Annotated in this window: 14 protein-coding genes; 8 read left to right on the top strand and 6 right to left on the bottom strand. The window is 67.9% G+C overall.

What is annotated here, in order from left to right; translation table 11 throughout:
* Positions 1-43 precede the first annotated feature (43 nt).
* From A6035_RS10080 to A6035_RS10045, 8 genes are all read left to right on the top strand, one after another.
* Positions 44-2,356 carry a bifunctional DNA primase/polymerase gene (locus A6035_RS10080; RefSeq protein WP_108847672.1) on the top strand — a complete coding sequence of 771 codons (2,313 nt, stop codon included), beginning with the start codon at positions 44-46 and terminating at the stop codon, positions 2,354-2,356.
* A 759-nt stretch (positions 2,357-3,115) separates the two neighbouring features.
* Positions 3,116-3,766: a recombinase family protein gene (locus A6035_RS10075; RefSeq protein ID WP_235026771.1), complete on the top strand. Its 651-nt coding sequence runs from the start codon at positions 3,116-3,118 to the stop codon at positions 3,764-3,766.
* A 305-nt stretch (positions 3,767-4,071) separates the two neighbouring features.
* Positions 4,072-5,385: a tyrosine-type recombinase/integrase gene (locus A6035_RS10065; protein ID WP_108847669.1), complete on the top strand. Its 1,314-nt coding sequence runs from the start codon at positions 4,072-4,074 to the stop codon at positions 5,383-5,385.
* A 421-nt stretch (positions 5,386-5,806) separates the two neighbouring features.
* Positions 5,807-6,250, top strand: a complete 444-nt coding sequence (locus A6035_RS18220; protein ID WP_159149638.1) for a hypothetical protein — start codon at positions 5,807-5,809, stop codon at positions 6,248-6,250.
* Between the two features lie 225 nt (positions 6,251-6,475).
* Positions 6,476-7,420 carry a helix-turn-helix domain-containing protein gene (locus A6035_RS10060; protein WP_108847668.1) on the top strand — a complete coding sequence of 315 codons (945 nt, stop codon included), beginning with the start codon at positions 6,476-6,478 and terminating at the stop codon, positions 7,418-7,420.
* Positions 7,417-7,953, top strand: a complete 537-nt coding sequence (locus A6035_RS10055) for a dihydrofolate reductase family protein (protein ID WP_108847667.1) — start codon at positions 7,417-7,419, stop codon at positions 7,951-7,953. Before A6035_RS10060 ends, A6035_RS10055 begins: the two co-directional genes overlap by 4 nt.
* Positions 7,954-8,039: 86 nt before the next feature.
* Positions 8,040-8,369 (top strand): hypothetical protein, encoded by a 330-nt coding sequence (locus tag A6035_RS10050; RefSeq protein WP_200836420.1) that lies wholly within the window; start codon positions 8,040-8,042, stop codon positions 8,367-8,369.
* The gene (locus A6035_RS10045) at positions 8,366-9,007 is read left to right on the top strand and encodes a mismatch-specific DNA-glycosylase (RefSeq protein ID WP_108849208.1); all 642 of its coding nucleotides are present in this window, start codon (positions 8,366-8,368) and stop codon (positions 9,005-9,007) included. The genes A6035_RS10050 and A6035_RS10045 overlap by 4 nt, the downstream gene beginning before the upstream one ends.
* Positions 9,008-9,064: 57 nt before the next feature.
* Here A6035_RS10045 and A6035_RS10040 read toward each other — a convergent pair whose 3' ends face one another.
* The 6 genes from A6035_RS10040 to A6035_RS10015 all read right to left on the bottom strand — a co-directional run bounded on the left by A6035_RS10040 (position 9,065) and on the right by A6035_RS10015 (position 17,736).
* Complete coding sequence (locus tag A6035_RS10040; protein WP_235026601.1) at positions 9,065-10,687, bottom strand: MFS transporter; 1,623 nt, start codon at positions 10,685-10,687, stop codon at positions 9,065-9,067.
* Between the two features lie 99 nt (positions 10,688-10,786).
* Positions 10,787-11,269: a hypothetical protein gene (locus tag A6035_RS10035; RefSeq protein ID WP_159149341.1), complete on the bottom strand. Its 483-nt coding sequence runs from the start codon at positions 11,267-11,269 to the stop codon at positions 10,787-10,789.
* Positions 11,270-11,340: 71 nt separating this feature from the next.
* A complete protein-coding gene (locus A6035_RS10030) occupies positions 11,341-13,575 on the bottom strand; it encodes an NADP-dependent isocitrate dehydrogenase (RefSeq protein ID WP_108849207.1) in 2,235 nt (744 codons plus the stop codon).
* A 232-nt stretch (positions 13,576-13,807) separates the two neighbouring features.
* Positions 13,808-15,631, bottom strand: a complete 1,824-nt coding sequence (locus A6035_RS10025) for an ABC transporter ATP-binding protein (RefSeq protein ID WP_108847665.1) — start codon at positions 15,629-15,631, stop codon at positions 13,808-13,810.
* Positions 15,628-17,220 carry an ABC transporter transmembrane domain-containing protein gene (locus A6035_RS10020; RefSeq protein WP_108847664.1) on the bottom strand — a complete coding sequence of 531 codons (1,593 nt, stop codon included), beginning with the start codon at positions 17,218-17,220 and terminating at the stop codon, positions 15,628-15,630. The genes A6035_RS10025 and A6035_RS10020 overlap by 4 nt, the downstream gene beginning before the upstream one ends.
* A gap of 87 nt (positions 17,221-17,307) precedes the next feature.
* Positions 17,308-17,736: a hypothetical protein gene (locus A6035_RS10015; RefSeq protein ID WP_108847663.1), complete on the bottom strand. Its 429-nt coding sequence runs from the start codon at positions 17,734-17,736 to the stop codon at positions 17,308-17,310.
* Positions 17,737-17,855: the final 119 nt, after the last annotated feature.

The following is a 17,855-nucleotide window of genomic DNA, read 5'->3' as shown; positions in this document are numbered from 1 at the left end:
AGGACTCGCTGTGTCCCCGAATAAACGTAACCGATCCGGCAAGATGCCGGTTCTCGCCGAGTGTCGTCCCGCCACGCAGCTACTAATCCCCGATGTGTCCCGTCTGGGTGTACTAGAAGCCGCACTCGAATACGCCGAGGCGGGGTGGTACGTACTTCCGCTTGCTTCTGGCGAGAAGAATCCCGGTTCGATTGTTGGGAAGTGGACGGAGGAGTCGAGCCGGGACCCGGAGGTGATCTGTGACTGGTTCGCAGATTACCCGGATCGCGGAATCGCGCTCCACGTCGGACGGTCGGGCGCGGTGGCGTTCGACCTAGACCAAGACGAACTGCCCGGGAAGTTCGCCGCAGACCTACGGGTCGGCTCGTTTCAGCACACCCGCAGAGAAGGTTCCCGAGGCCACTACATTTTCGCGACCGATCCGAACGATAGATTCTCCAACAGTGCCGGGGCGTTCAGTCCTTACGGTGAGGTCCGTGGTCAGAATGGCGTCATCGTCGTCGCCCCGACGATCCATAGGGACGCCGAACAGGGAGGTTGCTACTCGTGGGCGCGGTTCGGCGCGGTGCCGCCGCTGCCCACGAAACTTCGAGAGTGCCTCAGTACGCCCAAGGTTCAGAGCGCCACGGCAACTACCGCCGAGGAGCTGGAAACCTTCCTGGACTCCTTCACCACCGCTGATCGGCCTGAGGCTGTCGGGGGTCCACTGGGGTGGTTCGACTCGCACGCACGGCGAGATGGGCAATGCGGCGGAGGAAGCCGCTCTCGCCATGAAGCCGTCGTCGAGGCACTGTGTTGGGGCTTTCGAGAGGCGTACGCCGGGTTGTACCCGGCCCGCCAGGTCTACGACTCCTTGAGAGCAGTGTTTATCGAGCGCTTCGCAGAGGGAGAGGTTGCCGAGGGTCGGGACGTCCCGGAAATCGAGTTCGACCGCGCAGCCCGCTACGCCGCAGCGCAAGCCGTCGCATCGGACTCCGAGGAGACCCGCGCGAAAGTCGGGCGCGACGACCGGCGGCTAGAGGAGGAATTTTGGGCCGCGCGCCCGGAGCTGGAGAAGCTGCGTGACTATGCGCTAGCGAGGATCGCGGAGCCGTGGGCCGTGCTCGGGGCGGTGCTCGCGCGAACACTCGCGATGGTGCCGCCCGATGTGGTGCTACCGCCAACCGTGGGGGGCTACGGCTCGCTCAACCTCTTCGTGAACATCGTCGGTCCGTCCGGCTCCGGCAAGGGAACCGCGATGCGGTCGGCGGACGACTTCCTCCGGACTAACCGACAGACCCACGAGCACGAACTGGGGTCCGGCGAGGGCATCGCTAAGCAGTACGCCTACTACAAAACCGTCGACAAGAAGTTGGTGCTCGTCCCGCAACGGGATCGAGTGCTGTTCTCAGTCGACGAAATCGACAATCTCACCGCCGTGGCCGGGAGGTCGGGTGCGACGCTGATGCCCGAGCTACGCAAAGCGTGGTCCGGTGAGCGGCTCGGAAAGGCCTACGCAGATCGCACCAAAGACATCCCCGTCCAACCTCACCGCTATCGCCTTTGCCTCGTCATGGGCGTACAGGAGGCACGCGCGGAAGCGATGTTCGCGGACGCGGACGGAGGCACCCCACAGAGGTTCCTGTGGATGCCGGCCATGCTCCAGCAGCGCTTCGAATCGGAGGCCGACCTTCCCGAACTACCCGAACCGCTGGACTGCCGGGAATGGCGGTGGGGCAGACGACCGAACGGCGCGATGGGAACCAGCCCGAGCGACGCGGAGTTCGACGTCACGCGACCGATGGGGGAAGGCGACTTTCGCCCCCTCCGCATACCCGAACGGGTACGAAAAGAGATCCGAGACCATCGACTGCGATCTGCACAAGGCCAGCTAGACCCCCTCGACGGCCACCGCTACCAAGTCCAGCTCAAAGTCTCGGCGGGGTTGATGTTTCTGGCGGGCCGGGAGCGCGAGATCACGGAGGAGGACTGGGAGCTCGCCGGGGCGGTGATGGCGAAAAGCGAGGAGACTCGACGCGCGACTCAGGACGCGCTCCGCCAAGCGCAGAAGCAGAGCGACCGCGCGCGAGGCAGGCGCGAGGCAGCACGAGCAGCCGCCACGGACGAGGAGAAGGAACTGCGGGGGAGGGTAGCTAGGAAGCTCCTGGCCAAACTCGCCGAGGAATCAGATAGCGGCGAGGGCTGGATTCAGTGGCGTGCATTAATCAAGCTATTTCACAGTTCGAAGCAGTCTAAGGCGGAGGAGGTGCTCCAATCTCTAATTTCTTCAGGCCAAGTCGAATCCGAAGAGGGGAAAGCGGGAAATGGCAGGTTAGTAAAGCGTTGTCGGATCGTTCGAGACGGCCCGGAGAAATAGCGGGGAGCGGGGAACTCTTCCCCGCTTCTCCCGCGACCGCGCCGTAACTCGATTCTTATAAAACAAGGTAAATCTCAAAATATCAATCGCGGGTATAGGGAGTCGCGAACCGAAAGCGGGGAACGCTCCCCGCTTCCCCGCTGTAGGAGGAGGGGCCTGGTTCATGCGCGTGGGCGCGTCCAGCGTCAGGATCCAGGTGCCCCTGATCGGCTGCGCTGATCTGCGAGGTAGGAGCAGGTCAGGCAGGCAGGTCCGGACGTCCGGTGTGGCGCTAGCGCGGCTGGGAGCGGAAGTGGGGGCGGCGAGCATCCGCCACGGCGCCTGTCGCGCTCGCTCCTTCTCGCGGAACCCTCGGGAGTCGAGCTAGTCGGGAGCGACAATTGTCACCCTCTAGCGCCAACTGTCCCGGCCTGAGGCCCGGGTTCGGAACGACGGCTCAGGAAGGTGAATCCGCAGCCGGAGAATGGCGAATAAGTGGGCGAAAGTGGCCGAACTGTCCGTGCCGCTGAGAAGGTCTGATTTCCCTGTCTGGAATGCAATGTTTAGTCGGATTAGGTAATTAGCGGCGCGTCGAAAAGTCGGGTAGAAAGTTCGTATACGGAAGGTTCCGACGTTTCCGATCTGGGAATGGCGGGAATGCACCGCGGAGGATTCAAGAAAGGCAGGAAAGAAAACATGAGTCGACCACCGGATACTCGACCCGCCCCGGCCATCACGACCCCGGAACCTGGCGCACCGACCACGCGGGCGTTGCGTGTCGTGGGGTACGTCCGGGTGTCTACCGCTCGCCAGGGTGAGAGCGGGTACGGCCTCGACGCTCAGCGCGCGACGCTGGAGCGGTACTGCGAGGCGAACGGGCACGAGCTGCTGACGATCACGACCGACATCGTGTCCGGGGCGAAGACCGAGGCGATGTACGGGCGGGAGGTCGCTATCGCTGCAGTAGAGGCCGGGGTAGCGGATGCACTGTTGGTGCGGTCTCTCGACCGGGCGACCCGAGACCAGGAAGACGCGGCCCGCTTGTTCAAACGAGCCGAGCGCGGGGGCTGGAGACTCATGGACACCGACAAGGCCGACAGCGGCGACCCCTCCCAGCGACTCCTCGCGGACATCCGTCTCGCCGTGGCGGCTGAGGAGAGGCGCAAAATTTCGGAGCGCACGCGGGAAGGGCTGGCGGCTGCGAAAGCTCGCGGTGTTCGGCTGGGTCGTCCGTCGAGCGTGCCGCCCGAGGTCGCGGAACGGATCGTGGCCATGCGGAGGGAAGGGAAGTCGGCGGTCGCCATCGCACAGCGCCTCACGAACGAGGGCGTGCCCACGCCGGGAGGCAGCGAGATCTGGGCGCACTCGACCGTACGGAGGGTGTACCTCAACGCTGAGCGGGCCGAGGCCAAGCGAGAGGCGGTGGCCTGAGATGGACGACGAGAACCCGATGGAGTTGGCGTCCCCATTCGGTGGGCTGACTGAACGTGACCCCAAGTTCCATTGGGTCGCTGAGCTCGAACCTCCGGTTGAGAGTGACCTCCCCACCACTTGTGAGTTTGTCCACTACTTCATGCCGTGGGATGAACCTCGGGCTAAGCGAGGCCAGATCGTCAAGGACTTGCGGAGAGCGGCGCGAGAGCAGATGAAGCTCAACGGGCACCCTAAGGCGACGAGGATCGTCCGCATCACCCACCGAGCCACCGGCCGTGTTGCGTACCCAGGGAGGCATTGAGATGGGAGCGAACCGCTACTCAATCCAGGAGCAGACACCAGGGAGATTCCGGGTGCGGTGGTACGACGACGCCAGCAAACGCCGCTCCAAGACCTTCGGTTCGCGCACCGAGGCGAAGCGGTTTCTCAACGGCGTGAAGGCTGACATCGACCGGGGCGAGTACATCGATCCTGCCGACTCCCGGCGGACCGTGCGGGAGATGGGGGAGCTGTGGCTGGAGTCGCGGAACCTCCGCCCTAAGACCAATCAGGCCTACCGCACAATTCTCGACCAACGCATCTACCCGACGTTCGGGGGCCGTCCCATCGGCGGGATCACGACCCTCGACATCGTCGCATGGATTACCTACCTCTCGACCGAGGGGAAGCGCGTCGGCCACAACAACAAGGGGGACGCCGACCCCGCGAAGTCACGCACGACTCGGGACGCTAGGTATCGCGAGCGCAAGGCTGAGCGCGACGGCGAATCGCCCAAGGGTGGCCTCGCACCCGGCACAGTCCACAACGCCGTTCGGGTCATGAACCAGGTTCTCGGCGCGGCGGTCCGCTCCCGGTACCTCCGGGGCAACCCCTGCGACGGACTTACGCGGGAGGACTTACCCAAACACCGCCGGGAAGAGGTCGCGTTTCTCTCCGCACCACAGGTCGCCCGCCTCGCCTCGGCGGTCGAGGAGGTCGTGGATGGGGTTGAGGGCGATCGCCCGGAGGGGTACCGGCCCAGCGACAGGGCAGCGAGCTTCGGGCGGATGGTCCGGTTCGCGGCACAGACCGGCCTCCGGGCGGGAGAGGTGTGCGGGCTGCGGTGGGAGAACGTCGACCTGCTGCGCGGGCGGGTGAACGTCGCCGAGTCGATCTCAACCCTCAGCGCCGACGAGTTCCACGTCGTCCCGCCAAAGAATGGGCAGTCGCGGTGGGTGTCGATGACGCCAGACATGGCCGAGGAGCTTCGGGCGGTCTTCGAGGCGCGAGGACCGCAGTCGGCGGACTACGTGTGGCCGGGGGACGACGGAGACGAGCTCCCGATGCACTGGGGGAGGGACTTCTACCTGCGGTACTGGAAGCGGGCGGCGGCTCGGGCGGCGCTACCGGACTCCCTCCGGTTCCACGACCTCCGCCACACCTGCGCGGCACTGCTTATCGCGGCGAACGTCCCTGCCAAGGCAATCCAGGCCCACCTAGGCCATTCGTCCTTCAAGATCACGATGGACACCTACGGACATCTGTACTCGGACGCAACCGACCTCGTGTCGGGGGCGATGGCGAACGCCTTCGCCGCCCCGGCGGAACCTACGAACGTGCGACAAATACGTCGTTGATGTCGTAGACCCTGGGTACGCTGCTCGCATGGAGAAATGGGTGCCCCTCTCGCGGCGAACGGCACGGGCCGGACCCGACGGACCGTATGAAGGAGTCCCGGGTCATCTGCAGTCCATATTGGCGAAGTGGTACGAGTCTGCTTTTGACGAGAATCCTCCTCTGGGTTACTACCCGGATGCCCCTCAGCATTATATGGCCCTGAGAATGCGGTTAGAAGTTGGCCACAGATCGAACGGTCGCCAAATCAAAGATCAGCTACTCGCACGTGCGTTTGCGGAGCCTGCGTTCTTCTTGGACTTGATTGACGCAACGCTAGATCAAACTCGGGACCCCGGTTTATCTAGCGGCCTCGATGAGATATTGGGTGCGGGAGCTTCGGTTTGGTGTGTCAACCGAGAAGGCGCTGGTCTGGAGCGTCGAGTGACCGACGAGATGGCGTCCATGCTGGATTCTGCCGTCTTTGTGCCTGATCCAATCTCAGACGAATTGAAGCTTGCATGGGCCCATGCGTATGGGCTTCACGGGAGTCCATCCCACGCCTGGAATCATGCAGTCGTTGCGCTTGAGCACCTATTTATTGATCTCGTCGTTCCTAACAAGCCGAGGTCGAATCTGGGAACTGCGCTGGGTGAACTTAAGGCCAATAGCGGGAACAAGTGGCGGTCAATTTTTCCAGGACGAGAATTAAATAACTCGGTCACCCCCGTGGTGGGCGCGCTCGAAGCGGTCTGGCCCAATTCGAACCGCCACGGCGGCGGCTCGGGAAGGCCCCCGACAGCAGCGGAGGCAAGATCTGTGGTGGCGATAGCTGTGGCGCTGGTGCAAGCACATCGCGAGTCGCCTGTCGTTTACAAGGTTCCTTAGGCGCAAACGGGACTAGAACGGGACTAAGCTGACCGTGGGCAGGGCTATCTCCGCAGGTAGGAGCGGATTTCGAGGTGTAGCCTAGAGTTCCGCTTCAACGTCTAGGCCGGCGCTGCGGCGCAGACGCGACGGCGGCCGGTACGGCCCACGGGCAAATTCCGGCCGGCCGAGCATCGAGCAAGAACGGTCAAGCCGAAGGCGCCCCGCTCCACTGACAATCAAGGCATGACCGCACGGCGCCCGGGACGAGATCGCATCCGCGAGTTGCTCGACGCCGTTCTCGCCGAGCACGAAGGCGGCGCAGTCCTGAACACGCTCGCGGCGGACGCCCACTCGTCGTCGTTCCACTTCAGTCGCCAGGTCAGCCGGGCGGCCGGGGAAGCGCCGGCGGCGATGCGGCGGCGTGTCCTCCTCGAGCGCTCGGCCTGGGAGATCCAAGGGGGACGCAGCGTCACCGACGCGGCGTTCGCGGCGGGGTACGACTCGGTCGAGGGCTTCTCGCGCGCGTTCTCACGGGCGTTCGGGTGTCCTCCTAGCGCGATGCGGCAGCGACACGACCGAGGCCACTGGCTGCCTGCACCGAACGGCATCCATTTCCACTCTCCGACGGTGCTCTACGTCGACGCGGGGCAGGAGATATCGGCCGGCGACGTCGTCGCCCTGATGATCCGGCACGACCTCGAGGACACCGCCGCGGTGCTCGCCGCCGCCGAGGGGGTCGACGACGACGAGTACCGACGCGAGAGGATGCCGGGACACAGGGTGCTCGAGTGGTCGGGTGACGAGACGTCGCTCGCGGACGTCCTGCGCCATCTGGCCCTGGACAAGCTGCCGTGGCTCGCGTGCATCGAGGGAGAGGATGAGCCCGACCTAAGTGTGGAGGACGACGTCGAGAGTCTGCGCCGGCGACACTCCGAGATCGCTGCGCGGTGGCTGGCCATGACGCGCGATGTGGAACGCCGTGGGGCATGGGGCGACCGGGTGATCGACGCGCTCTGTGACCCACCCGAGTCGTTCCTGCTGTCCCAGATCGTCGCCCACGACCTGACGTTCTCGGCCCATCGTCGTCAGCTCGCGCGCTGGATGCTGGCGCAGGCCGGCGCCGACATCAGGCATCTCGATCCCGACCCGATCATGTGGCACCGCCGCGCCTCAGGAGGACTGTCATGACCCGCTACCGCTACTACACCGCCACGACCCTTGACGGATTCCTCGCGGACGACGACCACTCCCTGTCCTGGCTCTTCAAGCAGGACATCGACGAGAACGGGCCGGGCAACACCACCGCCTTCCTCGCGGAGGTGGGAGCCCAGGTCATGGGGTCGTCCACGTACACGTGGGTCCTCGAACACGACCGTGACTGGCTGCCCGAGATCCCCACCTTCGTGTTCACCCACCGCGAGCTGGAGGCCGCGGACGACCACGTCTCCTTTGTCGCGGGCGCCCCGTCCGATCATCGCGCAACGCTCGAGTCCGCCGCTGCCGGCCTCGACGTGTGGGTGATGGGAGGCGGCGGGCTCGCAGCCGAGTTCGCCGGGGCGGGGATGCTCGACGAAGTGGTGGTCTCGATCGCCCCGGTGACCCTGGGGTCGGGTAAACCGCTGTTCGGCGGCGCGTACGACCTCGAGTTGAAGGACTGCGCGCGGAACCGGGACTTCGTGGTAGCCCGGTACGACGTCCGGGGACCTCTGACAGACTCGTGAGGTCGGCTCGGACCACAGGCGGCAGCGAAGGCGGTGGGCGCCGCCGGACCGCACGGTTCCGGTCGTGCCGACGGAGGGGAGAGAGTGTGACAGGACTACGCGACAGGACCGGCGCGATCGCTGCCGGGGTCTCCGGCGCGCTGCTCGCGAACGCCGTACCGCACACGGTCAAGGGGATGACCCGGCAGAGGTTTCCGACCCCCTTCGCCAGCCCTCCGGGTGTCGGGCCGTCCCCGCCCCTGCACAACGTCGCCTGGGGAGTGCTCAACCTCGCGGCGGGGAGTGTGTTGGCACGCGGGCGGTCGGGCTCGCCGGCGAACAGGATCGCGGCGGTCGGCGGAGGTGTGGCGATGGCGTTCTACCTCGCGCATTACTTCGGCGGCCTCGATCTGAACGACGAGCGGGCGAAGCGCTGACGGCCCGGCCCCGGCGCCCCTCGCCGTTAGGTGGGCGCCGCCCCAGACGCGACGAGCTCGCCCGGTTCGCGACGGACGACCCGAACGGGGTCGACGACGTCATACCCGAAGACCCGGGACGGCTTTGTCTGCTCATCGTCGGCGTCAACCCGGGTCTGTGGACCGCTGCCGTCAACGCGCCGTTCGCTCGGCCCGGTAACCGGTTCTGGCCGTCGTTGCACCGGGCGGGGCTCACCGACCACGTCGTGGACGCGGCGGCCGGCTTCTCGCCGGAAGACGAGGAGCAGCTTCTCTCCCGCGGCATCGGGATGACGAACCTCGTCGGGCGGGCCACGGCGCGGGCCGACGAGCTCACGCGCGAGGAGCTGCGAGTTGGCGCGCGGCGTCTGGTGACCATGGCCGACCAGCTCCGTCCGTCGGTCGTCGCCATCGCGGGGATCACCGCCTTCCGCACGGCCTTCGCTCTGCCCAAGGCGGGCATCGGGCAGCAGGATTCCTCGGGGATTCCGGACTGGCCGGACGGAGTCGACCTGTGGGTGGTGCCCCAACCGAGCGGCTTGAACGCGCACGAGACCCTCGACTCCCTGGCCGCGCACTGGCGCCGGGTGTGGAGCGCGGTCGAGGGACGAAACGAGTAGGCCGGGTCCCGCGGGACCCGGCCTACTCGTTCATCGACGTGGTGTTCTCACACCAGATCAGGCATGTGCGCCCACCGGCTCAAGGGTGGCGGCACGCTTGTCGAGGTAACCGGCGATCGCCAGACGGTTGATCGCGGATCGGCTGACGATGCCGACCAGATGTCCGTCAGCGCCGACCACGGGCACCTTCTTGAAATGGGCGTCCGAGAGCGCGGCGACAGCGTCGGCGATCGAGGCGTCGGCGTCGATCGTGATCACATCGTGCGTGGCCAGCCTCATGACGTTCAGGTCCGCCAGGTCGGCCATGGCCTGCTCGAGGTCCTCATCGGCACCGATCGCGTAGGAGTAGATCGACGTCGACGACGGGTGTGCCGCGGACAGGTAGCGCATGACGACCCCGTCCGAGAGGAATCCCGCCAGGGAGCCGTCGGCGTCCAGAACCGGTGCTCCGGAGATGCCTCGGCGCCCGAACATCGTGATCGCGTCGAGGACCGTGTCGTCCGAGGTCAGCGCGTAGACATCGGACTTCATGATCGACTCCACGGTGTTCGCCGGGTGGTCGGCCTGCGCGTTCTGACCATCCGCGACGGATCCGGCCGACCGCTGGGCGCGCACTGCGCGGTACGCGGCGATCGCCAGGGCGATACCGACCAGCGAGGTGACGACCACGATGGCGACGGCGCCGCGGAAGCCGGAGAGCAGCGCGTCGACCTCGCTGTGTCCGGCGCGGACGTTCGCGGTCGACACGGCGCCGTAGACGCCGGCCGCCAGGGAGGTGCCCACGCAGCCCGCGATCTGGAAGCTGGTGGACACCACCGTCACCCCGTGCGGGGCGGACTCGCGATCGAGACTGGACAGCGCGAAGGTCTGCGAGGGCCCGATCACCAGTGCGGTGGCCGACACCGCCGGGACGTAGAGCAGGCCGAAGAGGAGGATCGATGAGTAGCCGGCCGCCACGCCGACGAGCGTGACGAAGATCGCCATGACGAGGAAGCCGAGCGGGATCGACCAGCGGCCGCCGTGCCGGTCGAACAGGCGGCCGGCGACGGGGCCCGCCACCACGGTGAGGAGGATTCCGGGCGCGAGCGTGAGCGACGCGCCCAGCGGCGAGATCTCGCGTGCGGACTGTAGGAACAGCGGGATGACGACGTTCATGGCGAACATGAAGACCAGGCCGAGCATGGTCATCAGGACGCCGAGCACGAAGGCGCGGTTCGTGAACGGCCGCATGTCGATCAGGGGGTGTTCGATGCGACGCTGGCGGATAACGAACAGCCACATCGCGATCAGTCCGACGACGCCGGAGATGCCGGAGTAGAGAGCGGCTCCGCCGAACGCGGCGGACACGCCGTAGAGGATGCCGACCAGACCGACGGCGACGATGAGGAACGACGGGATGTCGAGGACCGGCCTGCCCAGGTCAACGACCGTGCGCAGCACGATCCCACCGGCGATCAGGAGGAAGAGGGTCATGGCGCCGAAGACCCACATGAGGGTGGTCCACGGGGCGACCGTCAGCAGGACGCCGGAGAGCAGGATCGCCAATGACGGCCCCAGCGTGGTCATCGCGGCCATGATGCCCATGGTCAGCCCGAGCTTGTCGCGAGGCGAGACCGCCAGGGTGATGTTCATGCCGATCGGGGTGAGCAGACCCGTCCCGACCTGGGTGATGGACGGCAACTACCGCTCGAAGATCGGCACGCTCGTCTGGGACCGCGCGGACATCGCGGCCCTGGGAAAGAGCAGTCGTAAGCCAGACGAGGACATACGCCGGACGGCTCACACAGCGTCCGCCCACCCCGGCGGCGGGTCGATCTCCGTCGTGCCGCAGCGCCAGCCGGAGTGGAAGTCCTCGAAGGCCGACGGGGGAGCGCCGATCTCCTCAGCACGTTGCCTCATGGCGGTGAACCAGCGGCAGTAGTCGGCATCGTTGAAGTACCGCACCTCTCGCGGGGAGCCGAGGCCGCGCAGGATCTCGTCCGCCACGTCCCGTGCGCTCGTGCGCGTCGAGATGGTGAGGTCCCCGACGCGTGGGAAGGCTCCCTCGGTGGCCCGGAACACCGCGTCGTCGTCCCTGAACGGGAGATGGGCCCCGTTCGGGAGGTTGTCGGCGGTGGTGACCGACAGTCGCCAGTGGCCGACAGGGCCGAAGTGCGGCAGGGCGCGGATACCGGTGAGGCCGCGTTCGTGGAGATCCTCCACGGCGGCGAGCAGGAGTGGCCACACGTGTCGTGGGGCCGAACGGTAGGACACGCTGGTCACCCGATCCTCCGGGAAATGGCGCGCCGCACCCCGGGTCGGGCCCGGGGTGCGGCGCTGGTGCGGTGTGGAACTCAGCCGGAGATGCTCGCGAGGGCGGCGTTGAACGTCTCGCTCGGACGCATCGCCTCCTTTAGCTTGTCGATCGCGGGCTGGTAGTAACCGCCCAGGTCGACCGGCTTGCCCTGCACATCGAGTAGCTCGCCGAGGATGGTGTCCTTCTCGGCGTCGAGCTTGCCCGCCAGCGGCGCGAAGTGCGCTGCCAGGTCGGGGTCGTCGGACTGCGCGGCCAGCTCCTGGGCCCAGTACAGCGAGAGCCAGAACTGGCTGCCCCGGTTGTCGAGCTCACCGGTCTCCCGCGACGGGGACTTCCGGTTCTCGAGCAGCTTGCCGGTGGCGGTGTCGAGCGTCCGGGCCAGGATCTGGGCCTTGGGATTGTCGTTCTTGCGGCCGACGTCCTCGAGGCTGGCCCCGAGGGCGAGGAACTCGCCCAGCGAATCCCAGCGCAGGTGGTTCTCCTCGGCGAGCTGCTGCACGTGCTTGGGCGCGGATCCGCCCGCGCCGGTCTCGTACAGGCCGCCGCCGGCCATCAGCGGCACGATCGACAGCATCTTGGCGCTGGTCCCCAGCTCGAGGATGGGGAACAGGTCGGTGAGGTAGTCACGCAGGATGTTGCCGGTGACCGAGATGGTGTCCAGGCCACGCCAGGCGCGCTCGAGGGTGTACCGCATGGCGCGCACCTGGGACATGATCTGGATGTCCAGGCCCTCGGTGTCGTGCTCGGCGAGGTACTTCTTCACCAGGGTGATGAGGTTGTTCTCGTGCGGCCGGTACGGGTCGAGCCAGAAGACGGCCGGCATGCCCGAGGCACGGGCGCGGTCCACGGCGAGCCGGACCCAGTCGCGGATCGGCGCGTCCTTGACGGTGCACATGCGCCAGATGTCGCCCGCCTCGACGTCCTGGGAGAGCAGGACCTCACCGGTGGAGGCGTCGACGATATTGGCCACACCGGCGTGCTGGACCTCGAAGGTCTTGTCGTGGCTGCCGTACTCCTCGGCCTTCTGCGCCATCAGGCCCACGTTCGGCACGGTGCCCATGGTCCGCGGGTCGAACGCCCCGTTGGTCTTGCAGAAGTTGATGATCTCCTGGTAGATCCGCGCGAACGTGGACTCCGGGATGACGGCCTTGGTGTCCTTCTTGCGGCCGTCGGCGCCGTACATCTTGCCGCCGATGCGGATCATCGCGGGCATGGAGGCGTCGACGATGACGTCGGAGGGGGAGTGGAAGTTGGTGATGCCGCGGGCCGAGTCGACCATCGCCAGCTCCGGGCGCGACTCGTGGCAGCGGTGGATGTCCTCGATGACCTCCTCCTTCTTGGAGGTCGGCAGGTTCTCGATCTTGTCGTAGAGATCGCCCATTCCGTTGTTCACGTTGACGCCCAGCTCGTCGAAGAGCTCGCCGTGCTTGGCGAACGCGTCCTTGTAGAACACGCGGACGGCGTGACCGAAGACGATCGGGTGGCTGACCTTCATCATGGTCGCCTTGACGTGGAGCGAGAACATGACGCCCGTCTCCTTGGCGTCGTTGAGCTGCTCCTCGTAGAAGTCCAGGAGTGCCTTCTTGCTCATGAACATCGAGTCGACGACCTCGCCGGCCTCGAGCGGCACCGTCTTGAGGACGTGGGTCTCGCCGTCCGGGGTCACGATCTCCATGCGGGCGTCACAGGCGCGGTCCAGGATGATGGACTTCTCGCCGGCGTAGAAGTCGCCGTGGGTCATGTGCGCGACGTGGGTCTGCGACGCCATCGACCACTTGCCCATGGAGTGCGGGTTCGCCCGCGCGTACTCCTTGACCGCCTTCGGTGCACGCCGGTCGGAGTTGCCCTGGCGCAGCACGGGGTTCACCGCGCTGCCGAGGCAGGAGCCGTACCGCTCGGCGATCTCCTTCTCCTCGGGCGTCTTGGGGTCGTACGGGTAATCGGGGAGGTCGTAGCCCTTCTCCCGGAGCTCGGCGATCGCGGCGGTGAGCTGCGGCACCGAGGCGCTGATGTTGGGCAGCTTGATGATGTTGGTGGCGGGGTCCTGGGTCAGCCGACCCAGCTCGGCCAGGTTGTCGGGGACGCGCTGCTCCTCGGTGAGCCGCTCCGGGAACGCGGCGAGGATGCGGGCGGCCACCGAGATGTCACTGGTCTCGACGCCGATACCGGCGGGCTCGGCGAAAGTGCGGACGACCGGGAGGAATGCCTCGGTCGCGAGCCGCGGGGCCTCATCGGTGAGGGTGTAGATGATCTTCTGGGGACCTTGGGTCATGGATGTCGACTCTTCTCGTTTCGGGCTGATCGTGTTCTTGTGGAACTGCGCCATCTGGCCGCCCACCATCATCCCCCAGGTCGGACCGACGGTGTCGGAGCCCCCGGCGGGACGATGGGCGCCCCGTTCCGCGCGTACGTCCCGGCGACCGAGGCGGCCTCCCATGCAGTGTGGTCCAACTCGCGCCCGCTCGCCGGGTTTCGCGGCGTCGCCCACCCCGGTCGGGCCCGTCCTAGGCCGGGTCCGGGGCCCCGTCCACGGCGGTCGCCCGCCGGCCGGCGGACCAGGCGGCCCACAGCCGGTGGTAGATCCCGCCGTGGGCGACGAGGTCGTCGTGGGTTCCGCGTTCGACGATACGTCCGGAGTCCATGACGAGGATGATGTCCGCGCGAGAGGCCTGGTCGAGCCGGTGGGCGATCACGAGGGCGGACCTGTCGCGGGTGACCTCGTCGGCCGCACGCTCCAGCGCCTCCGCGCCCGCGGAGCCAGCCTCGGCGGTGGCCTCGTCCATGACGATGACGGCCGGGTCGAGGAGGAGGACGCGGGCCAGGGCCAACTGCTGCGCGGCGACCGGATCCAGTTGGAGCCCGCGCGCCCCGACGACGGTGTCGAGCCCCTCCGGCAGTCGCTCGAACCACGCGGTGGCGTTGACACGGCGCAGCGCGTCGAGCAGCTCGCCGTCGGTGGCCTCCGGTCTGGCCAGGGTGAGATCCTGGCGCAGGGTTCCCGAGAACACGTGGACCTCCTGGCTCACGGTGGCCAGACGGGCGATGCGCTCCCGGTCGGACAGCGACGACACCGGGTGGCCGTCGACGAGGACCTCGCCGGCGTCCGGGACCAGCAGGCCCGCGAGCAGAGCGGCGACCGTCGTCTTGCCGGCTCCGGATGCGCCGACGATCGCGACGGTCCGCCCGGGCGCGATGGTGAAGCTGATGTCGCGCACGGCCCACGAGCCGCCGTAGCTGAAGCTGACGTCGCGCAGCTCGACCCGGCCCTGCGGTGGCTCGACGCCGCTGTCGGGCACCGGCACGGGTGGGTCCACCACCACGCCGACGATCCGGGACAGCGACGCGTAGCCCGACTGGACCACGTCCAGGATGCGCATGAAGGTCATGAGCGGGCCGCGCAGCCGGATGATCATGAGGACCGCCCCGGTCACCGCGCCCACCGTGAGGGCGCCGGTGGCGACCAGGTGGTAACCCACCGTCAGGGCGATCGCGAGCATCAGGAACTCGCCCACCAGCATCCAGACGTTGAGCACGAGCATCGTCGTGCGGGCCCGGATGCCCTTGCGCACCACGTACCAGGAGGCGTTGCCGATCCGGGTGTGCATGCGGCCCTCGAGCGAGAACGCGCGTACGGTCGCCCGGCCGCGGATGGCCTCGAGGACCCGTCGCGCCCGCTCGGCCATCGCCGCGCGCTCCGAGGCGTAGCGGCCCGGGGCCTTGGCGAGGTACCGGCGCGCGGCGACGTAGTAGAGGGGCGCGACGACGAGGGGGACGACGAGGAACTGCCAGTCCAGGGCGAACAGCGCGATCACGGTCGCCACGACCGTCAGGGCGGAGGTGGACAGCGTCGGGACGGTCTCGGTGACCGCCGAGGACAGCTCGGCCACGTCATCGGTGGACCGGCTGACGAGGTCTCCGGAGCCCGCGTCCTCCACCCGGTGGGTCGGCAGTCCGAGCGCGGTGCCGACCATGTCCTGGCGCAGGTTGGCGATCACCCGCTCGGACAACCGGGCCACCAGGTAGAAACCGGATGCGCTGAGTGCCGCGCCGCCAATGGCCGCGGCCAGCAACAACGCGCCGATCTGCCACAGCGACCCCGCGGTCTCGCCGGACACCAGGTCCACGATCCGACCCATCAGCTGGGGGATGAGCACCCCCGCGGTCGCTCCGAGGCTCAGCAGGATCAACGCCACCACCAGCCACCGCCGGGCATGGCGGACCCGGGCGAGCTGCCGGGCCACCTCGCGACGGACCTGGCCTGCAGAGGCGACCGGGAACCGGAGGGCGGTGTCGGTCTTCACGGGTGGTGTCGAGCTCGTCGTCGTCATCCCTCGACCCCCACGAGCAGCCCCTCGGCGGTCTCGCGCAGTCGCCGTGCGGTCAGGCGGGCGTCCGCGACGGCGTTCCACGCCGGCGCCTGATTGACGACGATCGTGGTCTTCCCGGCCCGCTCGCGGGCGATGTTGTCCGCGAGGTTCTGTTCGGTCACCGAGTCGACCGCGGTGGTGGGGTCCTGCAACACGAGCACCTCGGGGTCGAACGCGATCGCGCGTGCGAGAGCGACGCGCTGCCGCTGGCCTCCCGAGAGCATCCGCCCGCTCTCGCCGACCCGCTTGTCCGGGCTGTCGGGGATGTCATCGCAGCAGGCGACCCGCAGGGCGTGCTCGGCCGTCGCGCGATCGGGGTGGACGTTGTCCGCCACGCTGCCGTCGAACAGGTCGGCGGCGTGGGGCACGACCGCCACCCGCGTGCGGGGCAGTGACTCGAGGAGACGGATCAGCTCGGGGTCGGTGCCGTCGACGACCGTCAGGCCTGACGGCAGGGCGCGGATGAACCTCTCCGTGGTGGCGGCGTCGGCCTCGGAGACGCGCTCGAAGTCCGCGCCGAGCACCTCGCGTATCCGCCGGCCGGATGCCTCCGCCGACGCCCATCGGGAGGCGATGTTGCGGCCGAACATGGTCATGGGGACCACGAGGAACTGGGTGAGGCCGACCACCGTGATCAGCTCGCCGATGGTGACGTGCCCGGCGAGCGCCAACGCGCCCGCCGCGAGACCGAGCGTGGAGACGAAGACGGCCCCCGTCGCCTCGGTGGCGCCGTTGAGTCGTGCCTCGGCGGCGTCGGCGTGAACGGTCTTGCGGTAGGCGTCGTCCGACACCTCGTCGTAGCGCCTCCGGACGGTGACGATGGCGCCCAGGCCCTTGAGGATCCGCAACCCCTGCACCACGTCGGTCGCGGTGGCGGCGGCCTGCGCGATGGCCTGCTGGCGCGCCACCGACCGGCGCTGCAGCGGCCGCGCCACCCGGAGCGCCACGATGACCAGCACCGGGCCGCCGACCAGGGTGGCCAGGCTCAGCCACGGGTTGATCGTGAACATCATCGCCGCGCCGTACGTGATGGCCGCCGCCTCGGCGACGGGCATCACGGTCATCATGACGATGTCCCCGACGCGCGTGGTGTCCGACGAGGCGATGGACAGCAGGCCGCCCGCGGTGCGTTCCCGGCCCGCGAACCCGCGCGGGTCCTGTATGCGGTCGGTGACCGCGGTGCGCAGGTCATGGCTGACGAGCTGCTGGCTGCGGACCAACATGAAGCGGGCGGTCCAGTTGGCGACCATCGCCACCAGGAACACGCAGGCAAGCACGCCGATCCAGAGCCAGAGCCGGTTCAGACGGCCGGTGGCGATCGCGTCGTCGACCGCACGGCCCACGACGACCGGGGTGAGCCCGTTGCAGAGGAATCCCACGGCCATGCCGCCAGAGGCGATGAAGCTCCAGGGACGCTGGGACAGCGCCACCTTGAGGGTCCACCGCGGTGAGTCGACGGCGGGCAGCTTCGATCGGCGGCCCCCCGGCCCGGGAAGCGCCGAGTAGTCGACGATGCTGCCCGTTCCCGGGGTCTGTGAGTGGTCGGGCACGAGGGTCGATGTTACCGCCGGGACGCCGGGGTCCCGTCATCCGCGAGCGGTGGTCAGAGGCGGCTCACCCGGCCGCGCCCCGCCCGCTCAGGCGCGGCTGCCGTTGCGCGCGGCGCGGCCGCCGACGATCTCCACGGTGTCCACATCCGCCACCCCCAGCGCCAGGAGCGCCTGTCCCGTGGCGTCCAGCTCATCCTCGATCGTCCGTAGCCAACCCCGCACCACCTTGTCGGGGAGGCGGCGCCTGGCGGACAGTCCGACGACGAACCCGGGCGAGGCGATCGCGGGCAGGACGGCCATCGCGTCGCGGCGCTCGTGCGATGCGCAGAGCCAGTCCATGTCGCTGATGAGGATGGGGGCGGGGAGGCCGACGTCGTGTTCGTCGCACGGGAGGATGAGCATCGTGTTCCGGCCGCGGTCGTGGTGACCGATGACGAGGTCGATCACGCCGGCGGCCAGCGGGGCGTCGTCGAGCGGAAGTGTGTTCCAGTTGTCGGGGAGGTCCTCGAATCTCATGCCTCGAGTCTCGGTAGGCCCGACCTTCGGCGACAGCCCCGCGGGGCGTTCTGTGGAGCCGCCGGAACGCCCTGTGGACAGCGCGATCGGCGGGAACCCGGAGGCGGCCAGAGGCGTCT

It is taken from the genome of Dietzia lutea, from assembly GCF_003096075.1.
In the GTDB taxonomy this organism is placed as follows: domain Bacteria; phylum Actinomycetota; class Actinomycetes; order Mycobacteriales; family Mycobacteriaceae; genus Dietzia; species Dietzia lutea.
This window is presented reverse-complemented; position numbering and strand designations above follow the sequence as displayed.